General features: G+C 57.6%; 16 protein-coding genes. 7 read left to right on the top strand and 9 right to left on the bottom strand.

The features are described 5' to 3' along the window. Nucleotides 1-35: 35 nt before the first annotated feature. A complete protein-coding gene (locus AC1RO0_RS23830) occupies nucleotides 36-1,013 on the bottom strand; it encodes a carbohydrate kinase family protein (protein WP_498595083.1) in 978 nt (325 codons plus the stop codon). 370 nt (nucleotides 1,014-1,383) lie between these two features. On the opposite strand from AC1RO0_RS23830, the gene AC1RO0_RS23825 reads away from it, so the two are divergent. Then, entirely contained in the window at nucleotides 1,384-1,800 is a 417-nt protein-coding gene (locus AC1RO0_RS23825; protein ID WP_498595082.1) for a TIR domain-containing protein, read from the top strand. Between the two features lie 98 nt (nucleotides 1,801-1,898). Continuing rightward, nucleotides 1,899-3,080 carry a TRAFs-binding domain-containing protein gene (locus tag AC1RO0_RS23820; RefSeq protein ID WP_498595081.1) on the top strand — a complete coding sequence of 394 codons (1,182 nt, stop codon included), beginning with the start codon at nucleotides 1,899-1,901 and terminating at the stop codon, nucleotides 3,078-3,080. Here the strand turns inward: AC1RO0_RS23820 and AC1RO0_RS23815 are convergent. Together AC1RO0_RS23815 and AC1RO0_RS23810 are read right to left on the bottom strand one after the other, a co-directional pair. Beyond that, nucleotides 3,068-3,925, bottom strand: coding sequence for a DUF4231 domain-containing protein (locus AC1RO0_RS23815; RefSeq protein WP_498595080.1), 858 nt, complete (start codon nucleotides 3,923-3,925; stop codon nucleotides 3,068-3,070). The genes AC1RO0_RS23820 and AC1RO0_RS23815 overlap by 13 nt on opposite strands. A 142-nt stretch (nucleotides 3,926-4,067) precedes the next feature. Continuing rightward, nucleotides 4,068-4,673 (bottom strand): hypothetical protein, encoded by a 606-nt coding sequence (locus AC1RO0_RS23810; protein ID WP_498595079.1) that lies wholly within the window; start codon nucleotides 4,671-4,673, stop codon nucleotides 4,068-4,070. Nucleotides 4,674-5,261: 588 nt separating this feature from the next. Between AC1RO0_RS23810 and AC1RO0_RS23805 the strand changes: the two genes are divergently transcribed. Beyond that, on the top strand, nucleotides 5,262-6,230 hold the full coding sequence (locus AC1RO0_RS23805; RefSeq protein WP_498595078.1) for a caspase family protein: 969 nt from the start codon (nucleotides 5,262-5,264) through the stop codon (nucleotides 6,228-6,230). Nucleotides 6,231-6,553: 323 nt separating this feature from the next. Here the strand turns inward: AC1RO0_RS23805 and AC1RO0_RS23800 are convergent, their stop codons facing one another. Both AC1RO0_RS23800 and AC1RO0_RS23795 read right to left on the bottom strand, forming a co-directional pair. Next, a complete protein-coding gene (locus tag AC1RO0_RS23800; RefSeq protein ID WP_498595077.1) occupies nucleotides 6,554-7,120 on the bottom strand; it encodes a hypothetical protein in 567 nt (188 codons plus the stop codon). Next, a complete protein-coding gene (locus tag AC1RO0_RS23795; protein ID WP_498595076.1) occupies nucleotides 7,113-7,328 on the bottom strand; it encodes a hypothetical protein in 216 nt (71 codons plus the stop codon). Before AC1RO0_RS23795 ends, AC1RO0_RS23800 begins: the two co-directional genes overlap by 8 nt. A 146-nt stretch (nucleotides 7,329-7,474) precedes the next feature. Between AC1RO0_RS23795 and AC1RO0_RS23790 the strand changes: the two genes are divergently transcribed. Further along, nucleotides 7,475-8,005, top strand: coding sequence for a phospholipase D-like domain-containing protein (locus tag AC1RO0_RS23790; protein WP_498595075.1), 531 nt, complete (start codon nucleotides 7,475-7,477; stop codon nucleotides 8,003-8,005). 120 nt (nucleotides 8,006-8,125) lie between these two features. Here the strand turns inward: AC1RO0_RS23790 and dinB are convergent, their stop codons facing one another. Continuing rightward, nucleotides 8,126-9,208, bottom strand: coding sequence for a DNA polymerase IV (gene dinB, locus AC1RO0_RS23785; protein ID WP_498595074.1), 1,083 nt, complete (start codon nucleotides 9,206-9,208; stop codon nucleotides 8,126-8,128). Between the two features lie 86 nt (nucleotides 9,209-9,294). Beyond that, nucleotides 9,295-9,966, bottom strand: a complete 672-nt coding sequence (locus AC1RO0_RS23780) for an SOS response-associated peptidase (protein WP_498595073.1) — start codon at nucleotides 9,964-9,966, stop codon at nucleotides 9,295-9,297. Nucleotides 9,967-10,205: 239 nt separating this feature from the next. On the opposite strand from AC1RO0_RS23780, the gene AC1RO0_RS23775 reads away from it, so the two are divergent. From AC1RO0_RS23775 to AC1RO0_RS23765, 3 genes are read left to right on the top strand one after another with little or no spacing between them, the layout of a single operon-like run. Continuing rightward, the gene (locus tag AC1RO0_RS23775) at nucleotides 10,206-10,967 is read left to right on the top strand and encodes an ImuA family protein (protein WP_498595072.1); all 762 of its coding nucleotides are present in this window, start codon (nucleotides 10,206-10,208) and stop codon (nucleotides 10,965-10,967) included. Continuing rightward, complete coding sequence (locus tag AC1RO0_RS23770; protein ID WP_498595071.1) at nucleotides 10,882-12,405, top strand: Y-family DNA polymerase; 1,524 nt, start codon at nucleotides 10,882-10,884, stop codon at nucleotides 12,403-12,405. The genes AC1RO0_RS23775 and AC1RO0_RS23770 overlap by 86 nt, the downstream gene beginning before the upstream one ends. Next, the gene (locus AC1RO0_RS23765; protein ID WP_498595070.1) at nucleotides 12,402-15,668 is read left to right on the top strand and encodes an error-prone DNA polymerase; all 3,267 of its coding nucleotides are present in this window, start codon (nucleotides 12,402-12,404) and stop codon (nucleotides 15,666-15,668) included. Before AC1RO0_RS23770 ends, AC1RO0_RS23765 begins: the two co-directional genes overlap by 4 nt. A 447-nt stretch (nucleotides 15,669-16,115) precedes the next feature. Here the strand turns inward: AC1RO0_RS23765 and AC1RO0_RS23760 are convergent, their stop codons facing one another. Together AC1RO0_RS23760 and AC1RO0_RS23755 are read right to left on the bottom strand one after the other, a co-directional pair. Next, nucleotides 16,116-16,565 carry a hypothetical protein gene (locus AC1RO0_RS23760; RefSeq protein ID WP_498595069.1) on the bottom strand — a complete coding sequence of 150 codons (450 nt, stop codon included), beginning with the start codon at nucleotides 16,563-16,565 and terminating at the stop codon, nucleotides 16,116-16,118. 46 nt (nucleotides 16,566-16,611) lie between these two features. Beyond that, nucleotides 16,612-18,033, bottom strand: coding sequence for a mannitol dehydrogenase family protein (locus AC1RO0_RS23755; protein WP_047639406.1), 1,422 nt, complete (start codon nucleotides 18,031-18,033; stop codon nucleotides 16,612-16,614). Nucleotide 18,034: the final 1 nt, after the last annotated feature.

The following is an 18,034-nucleotide window of genomic DNA, read 5'->3' as shown; positions in this document are numbered from 1 at the left end:
AGTGATAAATATCGGATTATCAACCGTCGCGTGCTCTATTTTTCAACTTGCGGGCGTTTCATACAGACTTGGTAGATTGCCGACGAAAAATCATCAGTGATGGAATCTCGGTCGATGTCAGATGGCATGGGCCGATGCTCCTCGTCGAGGATCGTAATATCGTCGAGGACTGCGTTCAGAGCACTTAAGCTCTCGTCGGAGAAGCCATCCGCGATGACGAGACCGGTGGTATTAGCCCCGCTTTGGCTGACTAGGGACACTTCCTTGATCGATGCGTTTACCCCAAGTTTTCGTAGGCAGAATAATGCTTCCTGCAACACATACCTGCGACCTAGAGTATTGCCAGCGCCATAAACCGAGATCGCCGACGGTGGCCGCCCCTGGAAGGGTTCCCGGCGTCGAAAGCTAGCCGCATCTATAGGGGAAATAGGATCGTCGCAATAAATAGACACCGCGCGGGATGCGAAGTCAGCCGCTTCGACTGGATTTCGTCGCTCCTGCGCCCAATAGTGCGCGAACACACCCGAAAAGATATCGCCGGTTCCAATTTTGAAGACTCGAGACGAACGGTACAGAGGGACATGGGCCGGATCGCCAGCGCACGAATAAACAAGCGCCCCAAAGATGCCACGCTTGATCACAATGGCGGTCGCGACGCCTGAGCTTATAAAGTCGCGCGCGTTGGCATCAAAGTCGTCTGATCTCGTGTACGCCTTAAATTCTTGCTCATTCATCACCAGGGCAAGTTCGTTTGCCGCCGACCCGTTTACAACAAACGGCTCTGGATCCCAAGGAGACTGGGGATCGTACACAACACGCGAGCCCGTCACTCGCGCTGAGCCTTCGAGTAAACCGAAGCGAAGAATATTTTCAGCCGCAACCGTGAGCGTTCTCTCAGGCCGGAGTGTTCGCGCTGCAGGTTCGACATACGGATTTGATAGAGGATGGAAGTACGCAAAAGCAATGTCGCGCGCTCTCAGATTGCATAGCAGTTTTACCCCTAGAAAACGCAATCGGCGAGTAAGCTCGTCTGGTGGGTCACAATAGTAACCGTGTAGGGTAATGTCAGAGTTTAGACGGCTTATGCACACTGCCGCGCGTAAGCCCGATCCCCAGATCCCGTCCCAGTGCGGGGATTCGCAAATTTCTTTGTATATACCCCCGGCAATATGCATCGTAGGACCCTTTTGGCAGCGGGGGTAACTGAACCACATTTTGGTTTAACAAAGTAGCGCAGCGGCGGAAATGGTGGTGACCCTCGAAGTGTGAACAAGATGCGCTTTTCTACGCTCAATTTTAGGCTGTATGTCCGTGATGTTTCTCTTTCCTTTCTTCAAGTCTCATTTATTGTTTCGGCCAGTGCGCGAAATTGGGGGCGAATAGATGGCTAAGAAAAAAGTGTTCGTGAGCTACGATCATTCTGAAGATGCGAACTACAAACGTCTATTGCAAGCATGGGATGCGAACCCAGAATTCGATTTCGAATTCGATAGCAGGGGCCCACATGTCGCTATCAACAGTACTGATGCGGCTGTAGTTAAAGCATCTTTGACCAAAATGATGAAAACCGCGACACATCTCCTTGTGCTAGTTGGCAGCAAGAGCAGCACCAGCAGCTGGATGACATGGGAAATCGCAAAAGCGAAGGACAGCGAGGTACAGCTGAAAATCGCTGCGGTGAAGCTGGCCAAAGACAACATCACTCCGCCCGGCCTCCTTAACATTGGAACATCTTGGGCGACGAGTTTCACCCGCGACAGGATAGCAGAAGCGTTGGAATCTGCGAAGGTCGGCTATTGAGCTCCCCAGCTTCAACCGCCCCTGATACCAGGCGCGTCTGCTTCGTTATAATGGGTTTCGGGAAGAAAACAGATCACGAGTCCGGCCGTACGCTAGACTTGGACGCGACCTACGAAGTAATAATCAAACCCGCCGCGGAAAGTTTGGGTCTACGACCGATCCGAGCCGATGAGATTACAAAAAGCGGCGTCATTGACGTGTACATGTACGAGATGCTGCTGCGCGCAGATGTTGTTGTCGCCGATATTTCAACGGGCAACGTCAACGCCATTTATGAATTGGGGGTGAGGCACGCACTTCGTCCCAATACCACGGTAATAATAAAAGAGGACGTTGGGCGTCTCTACTTTGATCTCAACCATGTGAATACGTTTGAGTATCGACATTTGGGGGAAGACATCGGGGCAAGGGAGGCCTCACGCGCCACAAAAGCGCTCGCAGCGCTGATTGAGGGGGCGCTGCAATCCTCCTCGCCGGACAGCCCTGTCTATACGTTTCTACCACGGCTCCAGCAGCCCAAACTATCGGAGGAAGAATATGCAGAGTTATTGGACGAAGCCGAAGCAGCTCATATTTACCTGAGCGGCATTCTACGAGACGGGCAGAAGGCCTTCGATGACAGTGACATGCCAGGCGCCATCAAGGCCTACCGTCTTGCTTGCGCCATTAAGCCCGGTGAGCCGTTTTTCATCCAGCAACTTGCATTGGCTACGTATAAATCTAAGCAGCCGTCAGAACTAGCTGCCCTGCTTAGTGGCCTCCAAATTATTGCCGCGCTCGAACCAGACTCTTCCAATGACCCAGAAACGTTGGGAATAACGGGGGCAATCTACAAATCCCTTTGGCTTCTTACCTCGGATCGAGTTCAGCTTGATCTTGCTATTCGTTATTACGGCCGAGGGTTTGAGATTAGGCGGGATTATTACAACGGCGAGAACCTCGCAACATGCTTTGATATGAGATCGCTAACGCAGGCAGAAGCAGCTGAAGTAACTTTTGATCGTATGAGCGCTTTCAAAGTCCGAGAGCAATTGATTTCTATCCTCGGGAAAATCGTAGCTGATGGGAGCTTCGACGAGCGGTCTGACCGGAAATGGGTCTATGCGACATTGTCGAATTGTATGTACGCGCTGGGGCGAGTCACAGAGGCTGCGGTTTATGAAAGCGACTTCTTGGCCCAACAGCCGGCAGATTGGGAGATCGCGAGCTTTGAAACGAGCAAAGCAGCAGTGTTGGAGATTGCGGCAGTTCGTGACGCTGCCAAGAGTCACCCTGCTTGACGAGCGATCCATTGTGTATGTTCACGTGAGAAAGCCATCTCCGCATCGTTGACGTGTTCTGAAAACTTTTCCTCGCTCTGCAGGTCAGCTCCCGAGGCTTTGATCAAACCGATTTCATGTGCCGTAAGTCCATAAGCCGCCGAGAGCTCACTAAACTTCTTTATTTGAATCCAGCCAATCAAGGCCCCCGCGATCGCGATCATCACGTCAGTGGGGTAGAACTGGAAATCTGGATATCCTATTTTTATCAAGCTTGAACAGGCGGCTGCTAAATAGATCAAGCCTAATAGAATGATAAACCATCTAAAGTTTTTCTTATTTGCGCGGGCCTTATTAATATACCAAGTGCGCTGCTCGTCGACGCGGCTTTGTTGGTAGAAAGCAATCCGGCTTTGAAGATCCATTGCACGGACGCTGCGCATGAACGGGGTTATCTCATCATCGTTGACAACGTGGCCAGCTATGATCGCACCATATTCCTTATTGGAGTCGATCAACGCCCGAAGCAAGTTGGCAAATTCTTCGTCGGCCCCTTCTTCAAAGGGCTTGGCACGCATCATATATCGCCAAGTCAATGTCTTTATAGATTCAGCAACTGCTCGGCCATGATACCAAGTCCGGTCGATTGATTTCAACGCCCGGAAGAGCACAAAGCCCAGTAGTACAAAAAATATTAAAGCTGTAAGCACAGTATAAGCGACATGATTGCTCAGATTCATCGATAACAGAGCTGCTAAAATCAGAAGGCAGTATTCGGCTCTAATGCTATTGAGGAACGTATTTTGCGACGCAGCAGACGCAGCATCTGCGGCTTTATATAGCGCGGGATAGTCATTTCGCTGCATAATGAACTCCATTCGCAATAAGTCTATTAAGTCGAGTAGTATTTCTTGAACAAGCGTCCAGCACTTCTCGCACGTTGGAACATATACAGGGAGAATATGTCGCCAACGTCGATGTGGACTAGCCTTGGCCTTTCTGCCGCACTTAAGCTGTAAGATATTGCACAACCACTGCACTGAAGTCACCGAAGGTCACCTCAGCCGCGTCTAACTGGCGCGCAGCATAGATTGCGGGAAGTGTTTGATTGAAAACAGCAAACTCTGCGCTGATCGCTACGCCGCCCGGTACGTGCGCATCGCCGCTCTGCGCTCGTAGCCAGGTTGCGAGCTCTACGATCAATCGGTCAATATCGCCTTGATGCGAATGGATGTCTTGACCTGCGATATCCGACATATAACGCTGAAACCGATACTGTTCTCGGTCGAAAATGATGCAGGATTTGTTTCGGTGCTTTGCTCCGCCGTACTTCTTGGCGCCGAGGAACACGCCGAGTTCCAACGGCATGTTGAAGCGGGGGAGTGGAGGATCTCCGCCAAGCTCAGTGCGGGAAATATCGTGTATGCCGTAACGGCATTCTCCGATTATCCGGCAGATCTTGTCAAACCGGTTGTCTGCGGCATTGTCCGTCTCAAGCGCGCAACGCGCGACGAAGCCCGACCGGATAACAGTGAATACCATTGCATAGAAGAGCTGACGATATTCAGTGTCGAAGGGGCAATTGACGAAGACGTCCCGATTTTCGCCGGCCATTTATTTCTTGGCGTCCGAGGCATCCAGAAACCGCCCGGTTAAAGCATCACGGCGCACCTTCTCGATCGTAGTCTTGATCTCCCGGGACGTAAAATGCTTGGGCTTGCTTTTTTGGGACAGGATAACGACGCCGTCAGAAAGCGTTCCAACGCCCTTGTAAGGACCCGATGGAAGCTTTTCGCCCCTACCTGAAACTCTTTGTGTCGTCTGCTTCGTCATGCAGCCAATATGAACATTCTCCCGCCCGAAATCAAGGCATAGATACCGCGGGCAAGCCGGGTATGTGGCTTATCAGCATGAGTGTCATTCGACCAAAATCAACTGTTGGCAAGGTTTTAGATCCCGTCTGTGATGCACTGAGCGCCTTCGTTTGGGTCGTGGGTCAGGTCCCGGATGAGGTCTGTAAAACTTAAAACCTAATTTCATATTTTTCAGCTTGGTTGCAATACCCCACACTTGCTCTTTTCGTGGCGCCTTTGATAGCAACAGGCATAGTTGCATGACCGTGGGCATAGGCTAAGGATGTATTAAATAGGCGCATCAGAGATCCGCCATCATGGACTGGCGAAGCTGGAATAGGGTGTAGAAGTGGCTAAAAGGGCTCTTATTGTAGGGATTAACCACTACGACAATTCCGGCTTGAGTGATCTGTCCGGCTGCATCGGCGATGCCTACGCGATACATGAGGTCCTCAGCCGCCACGGGGATAACCGGCCGAACTACGACTGCCTCATGCTGACTTCCGATACCTCGCGTATGACGAGGGTCAATCTCCGCTCGGCTTTGTTAGAGTTGTTCGCTTTCGACGGTGATGTCCTGTTCTACTTTTCCGGGCATGGATCATTGGAGGAGACGGGGGGGTATCTTGTCAGTCAGGATGGCGAGCCCGGTGATCCGGGCATCCACATGGACGAAATCATTCGTCTTGCCAATGGATCACGAGCACGATCTGTTTTGGTTATCATAGATTGCTGTTTTTCAGGCAACATGGGCAACGTGTCTGCTAATCAGGGTGGCCAGTATGCGCAGGCGCAGCTTCGTGAAGGAATGACCATCCTTGCGGCATCAAGAGCTTCAGAACCCTCATTGGAGGTTGGAGGCCAAGGTGTTTTCACTGAGCTTGTGGTTGGGGCATTAAAGGGAGGGGCTGCAAATGTTCGAGGGCGCGTGTCGGCAGCGTCGATCTACGGATATGTAGAGGCAGCTCTGGGTGGTTGGGATCAGCGGCCCATCTACAAATCACACGCTAAGCAATTTGATTCCGTGCGCGAATGCGAGCCCTTGATCGCTGACGATCTTCTTCGCAGGATCCCAGAATTTTTCCCAGCATCCGACCACGTCTATATGCTCGATCCCACATTTGAAGAAAACAATGTACAGTGTGCAAAGGCGCATAATGTGTCTATCTTCAAAATACTGAAGAAGTATCAAATCGCTGGCTTGCTTGAAAATCATTCCGGCCGAGACTTCTATTGGACGGCCGAGCAATCAGGAGGCGTCTATCTCACGCAGCTTGGGCAATTTTACTGGCGTTTGGCCTCGACTGGAAGGATTTGATCATCGTTTCTCTCCAAATTCCGGAATAAATGCGCAGTATAGTGTTGCGGGCCAAAGCTTGTTTGTGGAACGCGCTACGGACCGCTGTTATTATCAATGCCTTGAATGAGCGACCGTGCACCTGATATTCATTGGAAATTTGACAGCAAGGTCAGCGGTTCGTATCCTTTCATGACCGCCGTTTGTGACTTTCGTCGGAAAGCTTGTCGGTTAACCCGAGAGAGCGCACAGTCAATTTTGACGCAGTAAGAGCCATTCGCGTAGTAGGACAGCGTGGGCGCTGACAGGACGTCAGTTCGGCTTGCAGGCTTCTCGGGCATCTATTACGCGCTGGGCTCAACGCCATCCTCGGCGTCGATCGATATCGCGTCGACGAACATCTTGATTGTATCGTCCAGGCTCACCCCAGCTTTCGTCCAGGCAGCAGCGCTCGTCATACCCCTCATATTTACTATGCCGCATGCTTCGCCGGTTTCGTCGTCAACGGCGATTTCCAAAGTCCCAACGGGGATGCTGTCAGGAGCGAGGTAAATGCCAACTGAGTGGAATTGAACTTCCGATCGGTCCGCGACTGCCGATATTAATTCCGGCTCCGCCTGATCCGGGGGCATATCGCTGGGAGGGGACCAATAATAAAACGGCTCGAAATGGGGATAATCCAGCAAGCCATCGAGGATCTCGCGCATACGATCGAGCTGATCGCGCAAGACCGGCGACTTCATCATCCCCCTGTCCTTGAACCGTTCGTCATAACAGCGAATACTCACGTGGCGCACGAATTCATCGAGCGCCATCGCATCGGCGCCGCTGATGGTCATAACGTCTGCCTTCGGCCTGGGCTCGTCGCGGTCCTGATCAGCATCGGCTTCCAAATAGATCACGTCACCCATTGTGGTTCTCCTTCAGGTTCGCTCCGTCGTAGGCACCGATGCCCTTGAGCACGCTTCGGGCTTCGCTAATTCGCCGCTGAAACGCGTCCGATTTGGCGATAGCACCGTCTCCTCGACGCTGGTCAAAGACGTCCTCACCGAGGAAAGTGACGAGATCCCTAAACACCTCCGCGTCGTGGGGCGTGATCGTATAACCGGTCGTTTGCATGGCGCACGTCTCCGTTCCGCCGATCAATGGCGGTCCTAACCATGAGAATTTTGGAAAACTCAGGCTTGCTAAGCCTCGTTTGTTCTTATTATGTTCACGTTGAGAGATTGAGTCAAGTCGGCTCTCGAAATGCTATGGAAGACGATATGAGAATCGCCGTTGCCACCATTGCTGTTATGATCCTTGCCAGTCCGCTCGATGCCGCTCAGGCGGTAACGGCTCAGGTTGGCGTCTGCTTCACGCCGGCAGAACAGTGCGAGGGCCGGATTGTCGCGGAGATCGATCGCGCCAGATCCGCTATCCGCGTTCAGGCCTATGGTTTCACGTCGCTGCCCATCATCCACGCGCTCCAGCGAGCTGCGGTGAGGGGCGTTGAGGTCCTGGCAATCCTCGACAAGGTGAATGAGCGGAAATACTCGGGCGCGACGCTGCTCGAAGCAGGCGGCATACCGGTTTGGATCGATTTCGAGCCGACCATTGCCCATAACAAGATCATCGTCATCGACGGGCACCTGGTGATCGGAGGCTCCTATAATTTCACGGCGGCAGCCCAGAAACGGAATGCCGAGAATGTCACGTTTACCGATAGCCGGGAGGTTGCAAAGCAGTTCTCCGACAATTGGGATAGCCGGTTAAAGGCGTCCAGGGCGGTTGAGGGCATCGCGCCTGAGAACTGATCGATCTCGGTGCAAGGCCAACCGAGCGATGACCCTCTCCAAGGCGCTGATCGGGCTTTTAGAAAATCCTATCGCACGTCATTCGGCGGCCGGGTTTTCGTTTAAGCTCAGGTGGATTGCTCAAAGGGCAAGGGCGAGCTGGGGTTCGCTTCCTTCGTCGGCAGCATCGAGAGACGAAAGCGTTACGCCAAGCAACCGAATTCCCTTCGCAACAGGAAAGATCGGCGACAACAATAGCCCCACGATCTCTGCGATTTCGACGCCACTGGCCACCGGCGCAACGACAGTCTTGCTCCGGGTCATCTGGGTAAAATCATCCCATTTCACCTTCAGCGTCACGGTCTTGCCGCGGATGCCATTGGCCTCGCAATAACGCCAGACCTTGTCGATCAGCGGCTGCAAGCCGGCGCGAGCGGTCTCGAGATCATGAATGTCCTCGCGGAACGTGTCCTCGGCGCCGATCGATTTGCGGACGCGGTCGGGGTCGACTTCGCGCTCGTCGACACCGCGGGCGATCCAGTAGAAATACGGTCCCGACTTGCCAAAATGCTGCTGCAGGAAGGCGAGATCGCGCTCCTTCAGATCGGCGCCCGTCTCGATCCCGAGTTTTTGCATCTTCTCCGCCGTCGCCGGTCCGACGCCATGAAATTTCTTGACGGGCAGCGCCTCGACGAAGGCGGGTCCGTTCTTCGGGGTGATGACGAAGAGCCCGTCCGGCTTGCGCTGGTCGGAGGCCATCTTGGCGAGGAACTTGTTGTAGGAAACGCCGGCCGACGCCGTCAGTCCGGTCTCGGCCCTGATCCTTTCGCGGATCTGCTCGGCGACCTCAGTCGCGATCTCCATGCCTTTCAGGTTTTCGGTCACATCAAGATAGGCTTCATCCAGGGATAGCGGTTCGATCAGCGGCGTGTATTCAGCGAAGATCGCATGGATCTGCTGCGATACTGCGCGATAGGCATCAAAGCGCGGCTTGACGAAGATCAGCTCTGGGCATTTTCGCTTGGCTGTCACCGATGGCATGGCCGAATGAACACCGAATTTCCGCGCTTCATAGCTGGCAGCCGCCACCACACCGCGCGCCTCGCCATGGCCGACGGCGAGCGGTCGCCCGCGAAGCTCAGGATTGTCGCGTTGCTCGACCGAGGCATAGAAGGCATCCATATCCAGATGCAGAATCTTGCGTGGGGTGCCGGAGGTGCCCATGACGATCGCTCACCCTGCCGACGGCCGCGGCCGCCTGACATCCCGCGCGGCAGTTTTGTAGGGCGGCCTTTGAACCGAACTGTATGTCACAACAGCAGTCCTTCCTCCGGAGACGGAGCAGGGGGTTCGACGATGACAAGCATGTTGCCGGGAAGGGGACGCTGCAGGTGCTTGACCTCGTCCCAGGAACCCGTGAGCCAAAGGTCAACCTCTTCCGGCGTCGTCAGGATCGCCGGCATCGCCTTGAAATGAACAGGAGCGACGATCTCATTGGGCGATGTCGTCAGAAACCCGAACAGCTCATATTCCCGCTCGCCATCCCTGACTTTCCGTACGCCCTTCCAAGGCGTCCAGAAGCCCGCGAAGAACATCAAAGGCCGGTCCTCGTTACCGGCAAACCAGGCGTTCGGGATCCTGCCACCTGGAACCTTGCTCGCGGGATTGGGCTCCGCGAAGGAGGTGAACGGCACCACGCAGCGGCTTGTCGGCCCGAGCCAGCGGCGCCAGTGCGGCGAGCCGACATTGCGGATATTGGTAACGCCCGGATCGTAATTCTTCACATAGGCCGGCGGTGATGGCATGCCCCAGGTGACGCGCGCGATTTCGCGCTGTCCGTCGTCTCCGACGCGGACGATCGGCGCCTGGTAGCCGGGATAGACATCGAGTGAGGGCTCGTTCCAGCCGGCCTTGTCGCTGAACGCCTTGGTGAACTGCATCACGGCATCGCGCGTCGTTGTGACGTTATAGAGATTGCACAAACCCCAATCCTCCTGCCTCTCCATCCCAGCCTATTCATACCAGCTTCGGGATGGACGTGTCGCCGCCTTCGGAATTCTCCGTCGATCTGCGCAAACATACCGATCTTGCCCGCTCCCAGATCGCGATCACCGCCGCCTCTTTTACTCACCCGATTGACTCATGACCCAAGAAGGAACAAATAGAGAACATATCAGCCAAGAGCAATATTGCAAACCCCTGAGGAGCCTGTCTGTTCAAAATGCCCGAACCTGCCGTCAGTTCCGTCGTCGCCGAGCTTCGAGACCGCATCCAGCGGCTGGAAGGCCCGAGTGGCCGTGTGCGAGAGGTCTTGCCATTCGGGGTGACGGAGATCGACAGCCGATTGCCGGGAGGAGGGCTGGCGCTCGCAGCCCTTCATGAGGTTGCCGGCGGCGGCAACGGCGCCATCGACGGCGCAGCAGCAGCCCTGTTCGCCGCTGCAATCGCCGCCCGCTCGAAGGGCCAGGTGCTCTGGTGCGTCACACGGCCGGACCTGTTCGCGCCGGCGCTGGCCCAGGTGGGTCTGCTGCCGGGCCGTGTCATCTATGTCGAGGCCGGCGACGAGAAATCATTGCTCTCCTGCATGGAAGAGGGCCTGCGCCACGGTGGCCTCGGTGTCGTCGTCGGTGAGCTGGCGCGACTGTCGATGACCGCCTCGCGCCGGTTGCAGCTTGCCGCCGAAAGCTCCGGCACCATCGGCATTGCCGTTCGCCGCTGGCGCCGACAGACCGAGGCATCGGATTTCGGGCAGCCGACGGCCTCCGTCACGCGCTGGCGGGTTTCTGTCTTGCCATCCTCCCCCTTGCCCGTCCCAGGCGTTGGTCGGCCGCGCTGGTTGCTAGAACTCATCCGATGTCGTGCCGGAGACAGTGCCGATTTTGAAGTGGAGGCCCCCGATGCCAAGGGTCGTATCGCTCTTCCTTCCGAGCTGGTCCACGGATCGCCTCAGACGGAAACTGGGCGACGCAGCGCCTCCGCCTGAGACGCCGCTCGTCCTGATCGGCCGCGAGCAGCGCCGGCGCGTCGTCCTGGCGGCGAACGCGGCTGCGATTTCAGCCGGCTTGCGCATTGGCATGCCGGCGACCAAGGCGCAGGCACTCGTCGCGGACCTCGTCGTGATGGATGCCGATCCGGCCGCCGACGCCGAGGCGCTTGAGCGCCTGGCGCTCTGGGCCTTGCAGCGCTATGCGCCGATCGTTGCCTCCGATCCGCCCGACGGTCTGGTGATCGACACCACAGGCGCGGATCATCTGCATGGCGGCGAGGCGCTGATGCTGTCGGGCATGGTCAACCGCTTCTTCGCCTCCGGCATTTTCGCGCGGGCGGCGGTTGCCGACAGCTGGGGTGCTGCCCATGCCTGCGCCCGGTTTTTGGGCGACCCGACACTTGTCATTCCCACGGGTGTTCAGGCCGACGCTGTCAAAAATCTGCCGATCGCAGCACTTCGTCTCGATCCGGCCATCGTCGCCGGTCTTCGTGTCCTCGGGTTCAACACGATCGGCGAGCTGGCAAGCCAGCCGCGTGCGCCGCTCACCCTGCGCTTCGGGCCGGAGCTCGGCCGCCGGCTTGACCAAGTGACGGGGCGCATTGCCGAGCCGATCGATCCGGTGCGCACGCCGGAACTGGTCGAAGTCCGCCGTTCCTTCGGCGAGCCGATCGCCGCACCTGAGACGATTGCGCGCTATACGGCCAAGCTGGTGGACCAGCTCTGTCGGGCGCTGGAAGAAAAAGGTCTCGGCGCCCGTCGCGTCGACCTGCTGTTTCACCGGGTCGACAGCTCCTATCAGGCGATCCGTGCCGGAACTGCCACACCGGTTCGTGACCTCAAGCGACTGACGCGACTGCTCACCGACCGGATCGAAACCATCGATCCCGGCTTCGGTATCGAGATCATGTCGCTGACCGCAACCCATGCCGAGCAACTCATCGAACGCCAGGTAATCTCCTCGCTGGTTGAAGAACCGCAAGCCGACGTCTCCGGGCTGATCGACATCCTCGGCAACCGCATCGGCGAGCGTCGGCTCTACCGCCTTGCACCTGTTGCGAGCGACGTGCCCGAGCGCTCCGTTGCCCGCGTGGCGCCGATGACCCCCGACAATGGTGAGACCTGGCCCGATCACTGGCCGCGGCCGACGCGGTTGCTGCCGCATCCCGAATTGATCGAGACGATGGCGCTCTTGCCAGATCATCCCCCGGTCAGCTTCACCTGGCGCGGCATCCGCCGGCGGGTCAAACGCGCCGATGGGCCGGAGCGGGTGTTCGGCGAGTGGTGGAAGCGCGATGCAGAACTCTCGGCCGTGCGGGATTATTTCCAGGTCGAGGATGATGCCGGCGAGCGCTACTGGATTTTCCGGTCCGGCGACGGCGAACACGGCGAGACCGGCAGTCACCAATGGTTCCTGCACGGGATATTCGGATGACAACACCAAGATATACCGAACTGCAGGTGACCTCGCATTTTTCCTTCCTGCGCGGTGCCTCCTCCTGTGAGGAACTGTTTGCGCAGGCGGCCGAGCTTGGCATCGAGGCCCTGGCGATCGTCGATCGCAACAGTCTCGCCGGCATTGTCCGCGCCCATCAGGCGGCCAAGGACACCGGCGTCCGGCTGGTCGTCGGCTGCCGCCTTGATCTCGACGGCGGCATCTCGGTGCTGGTCTATCCCACGGACCGGCCCGCCTATGCCAGGCTTTGCCGGCTGCTGTCGCTTGGCAAGAAGCGCGGTGGCAAGGCGAAATGCCGGCTCGACTGGGCTGACCTCGTCGCCTATGGCGAAGGGCTGATTGCGGTCTTTCTCCCAGATCAGGCTGATGAGACCTGCGCGCTCAACCTGCGTCGCCTGCGCGAAGCCTTTGGCGACCGCGCCTATCTGGCGCTGACACTGCGCCGCCGGCCGAATGACCAGATGCGCCTGCACGAGCTGTCGAACATGGCAGCAGCCATGGGTGTTGCGACCGTCGTCAGCAATGACGTGCTGTTTCACATTCCGGAGCGGCGCATCCTGCAGGATGTCGTCACCTGCATTCGCCACACCGTCACCATCGACGATGCCGGCTTTCGGCGGGAACGGCATGCCGACCGCTATCTAAAACCGCCGGAAGAAATGGCGCGGCTGTTCTCCCGCTACCCGGAAGCGCTTGCCCGCAGCACAGAGATCATGGAGCGTTGTCGGTTTTCGCTCGACGAACTCGCTTATCAGTATCCGGAGGAGCGCGCCCATCCGGACCTGACGCCGCAGCAGACATTGGAGCAGCTGACATGGGAGGGTGCCACCTGGCGGTATCCGGAGGGATTGCCGGACAAGGTGCGCAAGAACCTCGAACATGAGCTGCGGCTGATCGAGAAACTCGAATATGCGCCATACTTCCTGACGGTGAACTCGATCGTCCGCTTTGCCCGCTCAAAAGACATTCTCTGCCAGGGCAGGGGATCGGCTGCCAACTCCTCCGTCTGCTACGTGCTCGGCATCACCTCGATCGATCCTGATATCAACGACCTGCTCTTCGAGCGCTTCGTCTCCGAGGAGCGTCGAGAGCCGCCGGATATCGATGTCGACTTCGAGCACGAGCGCCGCGAGATCGTCATGCAATGGGTGTTCGAGACCTATGGTCGCGACCACGCCGCCCTCTGCTCGACCGTCATTCGATACCGCTCGAAAGGAGCGGTGCGCGACGTCGGCAAGGCGCTCGGCCTGCCGGAGGACATGACAAAGATGCTCTCCTCCAATGTCTGGGGCTGGGGCGAGGACGTTGGCGAACAGCATGCCAAGGAGCTCAATCTCAATCTTGGCGACCGCCGCCTGCGCCTGACGCTAGAACTTGCCCGGCAGCTGATGGGTGCCCCGCGGCATCTGTCTCAGCATCCGGGTGGCTTCGTTCTGACCCGTGACCGCCTCGACGAGCTTGTGCCGATCGAGCCGGCGGCCATGACTGAGCGGCAGGTGATCGAATGGGACAAGGACGATATCGACATCCTAAAGTTCATGAAGGTCGATTGCCTGGCGCTCGGCATGCTCTCCTGCATGAAGCGGGGGTTTGATCTTCTTAGCCAGCACAAGGGCATTGCTCTCGATCTTGCTACCATCCCGCCCGAGGATCCGCGCACCTATACGATGATCAGGAAGGCCGACACGCTCGGCACCTTCCAGATCGAAAGCCGGGCGCAGATGTCGATGCTGCCACGGATCAAGCCGCGCACCTTCTATGATCTCGTCATCGAGGTGGCGATCGTCCGCCCCGGGCCGATCCAGGGTGACATGGTGCATCCCTATCTCCGCCGCCGGGAGGGAAAGGAGAAAGTCGTCTATCCCAAGCCCGAACTGGAAAAGGTGCTCGGCAAGACGCTCGGCGTGCCGCTGTTCCAGGAGCAGGCCATGCGGGTGGCGATCGAATGCGCCGGCTTCACGCCGGGCGAAGCCGATCAGCTGCGCCGCGCCATGGCGACCTTCAAGCATACTGGCGGTGTTAGCAAGTTCGGCCAGAAACTCATCTCCGGCATGGTGGCGAACGGCTATGAGCAGGAGTTCGCGGAAAAGACCTTCAAGCAGCTCGAAGGCTTTGGCAGCTACGGTTTTCCGGAAAGCCACGCCGCCTCCTTCGCCCTGATCGCCTATGCCTCCTCCTGGCTGAAATGCTGGCATCCCGACGTCTTCTGCGCCGCTCTCCTCAATGCCCAGCCGATGGGCTTTTACGCGCCGGCCCAGATTGTTCGTGATGCACGCGATCACGGCGTCGAGGTGCGGCCCGTCTGCGTCAATGCCAGCCGCTGGGATTGCACGCTTGAGCCAACGGGTGACGAAGAGCGGTTTGCGGTGCGGCTTGGGCTGCGCATGGTCAAGGGGCTTGCCAATGCCGATGCTGCGGCCATTGTTGCGGCGCGTGCTGACCAGCCCTTTGCCTCGGTCGGCGATCTCTGGCGCCGCGCCGGCGTGCCGGCCGCCTCGCTGGTCGAGCTCACTGAGGCCGATGCCTTCCAGCCATCTATGAAACTTGCCCGGCGTGAGGCGCTCTGGGCGATCAAGGCGTTGCGTGACGAACCGCTACCGCTGTTTGCGGCCGCGTCCGCTCGGGAATGCCAGACCGTGGCGGAGTTGAACGAACCCTTAGTGGCGTTGCGACCGATGACATCGGGGGGCGAGGTGGTCGAGGATTACGGCCATGTCGGACTGACCCTGCGCAGCCATCCCCTCTCATTCCTGCGCGCCGATCTCACCAAGCGCCGTATCGTCACCTGCGGCGCGGCGATGCAGGCCCGTGATGGCACATGGCTTGAGGCAGCCGGGCTCGTGCTTGTTCGCCAGCGGCCGGGGTCCGCCAAAGGCGTGATGTTCATCACCATCGAGGATGAGACCGGTATCGCCAACCTCGTCGTCTGGCTAAAGACCTTTGAGAAGTATCGTCGTGTTGTGCTCGGCGCCGGCATGATCGGCGTCTATGGCCGCATCCAGCGGGAAGGGGAGGTTGTGCATCTGGTGGCACATCGGCTGACGGATCTGTCAGGGGAGCTGGCGAATGTCGGGGATCGTGATGCCGACTTTCCATTGCCGCATGGGCGAGGGGATGAGTTTCATCATGGGTCGCCGGTGCCGGATCCGCGTGGGTTTCCGAAGGGGCCGCGGGCGCGGGACGTCGTGGATGCTTATCTGCATTTGGATGCGATCAATGTGAAGACGCGGGATTTTAGGTAGTTGGCAACGGATTGGTTACAGGTTCTATGGCGCTCACGAGCGTCACGTGGCTTGGTGGGAAAGCGAATAGGTTCAACGAAACAGCGGGATCGGCAATTCACATTCGCTCCCGACTGGAAATTGGCTTGGCTGTGAATCGGCTCCGAAGGCTGACCCTTGAGGATGGAACCCAACATATTGATCCTATTACGCAATTGCGCGCCGAAGCGGGATTTCGGCCGGCTCGGGTATAACCCCGCTTAATTTCTTAATTTTCACTGCGTTTCCAAATGGTTGTAACGGATGTCAACGGGGTGAACGTTCGGAGCCGATTCACAGTTCGCCCCTGCTCGAAATACGCACGCCTGATATCACCAATTTTTTCCACGCAAATCATCCCCGTAAGCCTTTCCAGGCCAATCGGGGGCCAAAGGAAAGGACGCTGACACAAATCGTCAGAGGGGGTGGTTATTGGGCGCGAAAAGGGGTGGCCCTTGGAGGCGATTTGACAGCTTCAGCGGCCAAAATGGCGAGTGCCTCTGCTGCGACCTTGCGGTTCTCATCGGTAGCTGCGTGTTCCGCCTTGCCGAAGCGGCCGTAAATGATGCCTCCCATATGATAAGCACCCATGTCGCGAGCGAGCCTCAGTGACGCGCGGTGGCGATCCATGCCACGGTTACGAGTGTCGAGATCGATGCTGGAGATATCGGCGCCCGGAATCTGGGTCGCGGTGACCACTGGCGTCACACCGTACGATCCGAAGATCCGAACGATGTCTGCCGGATGAATCGTCATGTGATCTCGCATCGGAATGACGACGTGGTTGAATCCCTTTACCGCTGCTCTGGGTGCTACGTGCTCAGTTGCCTCGGGAGTCCAGACTTCGATCCAGGCATAGGAATGAATGCTTTTCTTCATGGAAAATCCTATTGGCCTGTCGATCGCCCGCCGCGTCGCTAAGGTGTTAGTGGGTCAGCTCAGTTTCGATTAATGCCATTTGATCGCGCACGGCAATTTGCCACGACTGATCGTCCGTGAGCGCTGCGGGAAAGAGTTTCGGCAGATCGAGGAAGGGCAGAAGCGGATCATCCGTCTGTCTGGCCACTTTGGCAGCATCGAGAAGTTCGGTTGCCCGCGGGTCGTTCAGACTTTCCTGGTGCAAGACGAAGATCAGCCAGAGGGCTGTGGCGTAGGCGAAGCTGCTGATGTCACCGCCTGCCGAAAGCGTATCAATGGTCGGTGCGAAGATCCGCTGAGGCAATTTTTGCGTGCCGTCCATTGCAATCTGCGCCGTGCGATGGGCGATGGCGGGGCTCGCGAAGCGCGTGAGCAGTTGTTCGATATAGCAATCGATTTCGATGCCTGGAACCGGATCGAGGGTTTTTGCGGCCGCCTGCATGTGTCGTCGCACGCGCGCTGCATGAGCGGGCACGGCTATCACTTCCCGCACATATTCGAGGCCATGCAACTGGCCGAGATAGGCAATTAGAGAATGGGCGCCGTTGAGAAGACGAAGCTTCATCTTTTCATAAGGCATGACGTCTTCGACGAATAGTGCGCCGGCAGCTTCCCAGTCAGGTCTTCCGGAGGCGAAGCTATCCTCGATTACCCACTGGATGAAGTCTTCCGTCTCCAATGCCAGCCGATCCTCGACGCCGAGCAGGGCTGTAGCGCGATTTCGGGTTTCCTCGGTTGCCGACGGCACGATCCGGTCCACCATCGAATTGGGGAAGGCTCCCTCCCGGTTGATCCATTCTGCAAGGTCGGCGTCACGGGCCCCGGCCATCTCCAAAACAAGTCGCTTCACGACATCGCCGTTTGACGGAAGGTTGTCGCAGCAAAGCACCGTGAACGGCTTTTCCCCGGCGCTACGGCGGCGGGAGAGACCTTCGACGACATAGCCAATCGCACCGACGGGATTCTCCGGCGATTGAAGGTCGTGCGCGATTGCGGGATGATTGGTGTCTAAACCACCGCTGGCGGCGTCAAGACCATAAGCTTTTTCGGTCACCGTCAGGCCGACGATACGGATCGCAGGATCAGAAAGATGGTTGAGGACGGCTTGGGGATCGATGGCCGCCGCACAGGCGCCGACGATCGATCGGACGACACGGATGCTGTCGCCTTCGGCCCGACGCGTCGTCAACGAATAGAGCATATCCTGCGCTAGAAGATCATCGACGATCTCGCGCGAACGCAGGCTCACGCCGACGATGCCCCAATTGCCACCGGATTTCGCCATCGCGTCTTCTGTATAGATCGCCTGATGGGCCCGATGAAAGGCACCGATGCCGATATGCAGGATGCCGGGCTTTATGTCTGCCTGGTGCGATACGAGTGTTTTCACGGAGCCGGAAAGTGCTACGTGTTTTGAAAGTCTCTGCACG

This window comes from Rhizobium sp. GW821-FHT14E12 (assembly GCF_058803745.1).
This window is presented reverse-complemented; position numbering and strand designations above follow the sequence as displayed.

What these genes read in the sequence shown, in the direction of transcription:
- AC1RO0_RS23825 (WP_498595082.1), top strand. Translation starts at nt 1,384, where the DNA reads ATGGCTAAGAAAAAAGTGTTCGTGAGCTACGATCATTCTGAAGATGCG.
- AC1RO0_RS23815 (WP_498595080.1), bottom strand. Translation starts at nt 3,925, where the DNA reads ATGCAGCGAAATGACTATCCCGCGCTATATAAAGCCGCAGATGCTGCG.
- AC1RO0_RS23810 (WP_498595079.1), bottom strand. Translation starts at nt 4,673, where the DNA reads ATGGCCGGCGAAAATCGGGACGTCTTCGTCAATTGCCCCTTCGACACT.
- AC1RO0_RS23800 (WP_498595077.1), bottom strand. Translation starts at nt 7,120, where the DNA reads ATGGGTGACGTGATCTATTTGGAAGCCGATGCTGATCAGGACCGCGAC.
- AC1RO0_RS23795 (WP_498595076.1), bottom strand. Translation starts at nt 7,328, where the DNA reads ATGCAAACGACCGGTTATACGATCACGCCCCACGACGCGGAGGTGTTT.
- AC1RO0_RS23790 (WP_498595075.1), top strand. Translation starts at nt 7,475, where the DNA reads ATGAGAATCGCCGTTGCCACCATTGCTGTTATGATCCTTGCCAGTCCG.
- dinB (WP_498595074.1), bottom strand. Translation starts at nt 9,208, where the DNA reads ATGGGCACCTCCGGCACCCCACGCAAGATTCTGCATCTGGATATGGAT.
- AC1RO0_RS23775 (WP_498595072.1), top strand. Translation starts at nt 10,206, where the DNA reads ATGCCCGAACCTGCCGTCAGTTCCGTCGTCGCCGAGCTTCGAGACCGC.
- AC1RO0_RS23770 (WP_498595071.1), top strand. Translation starts at nt 10,882, where the DNA reads ATGCCAAGGGTCGTATCGCTCTTCCTTCCGAGCTGGTCCACGGATCGC.
- AC1RO0_RS23765 (WP_498595070.1), top strand. Translation starts at nt 12,402, where the DNA reads ATGACAACACCAAGATATACCGAACTGCAGGTGACCTCGCATTTTTCC.
- AC1RO0_RS23760 (WP_498595069.1), bottom strand. Translation starts at nt 16,565, where the DNA reads ATGAAGAAAAGCATTCATTCCTATGCCTGGATCGAAGTCTGGACTCCC.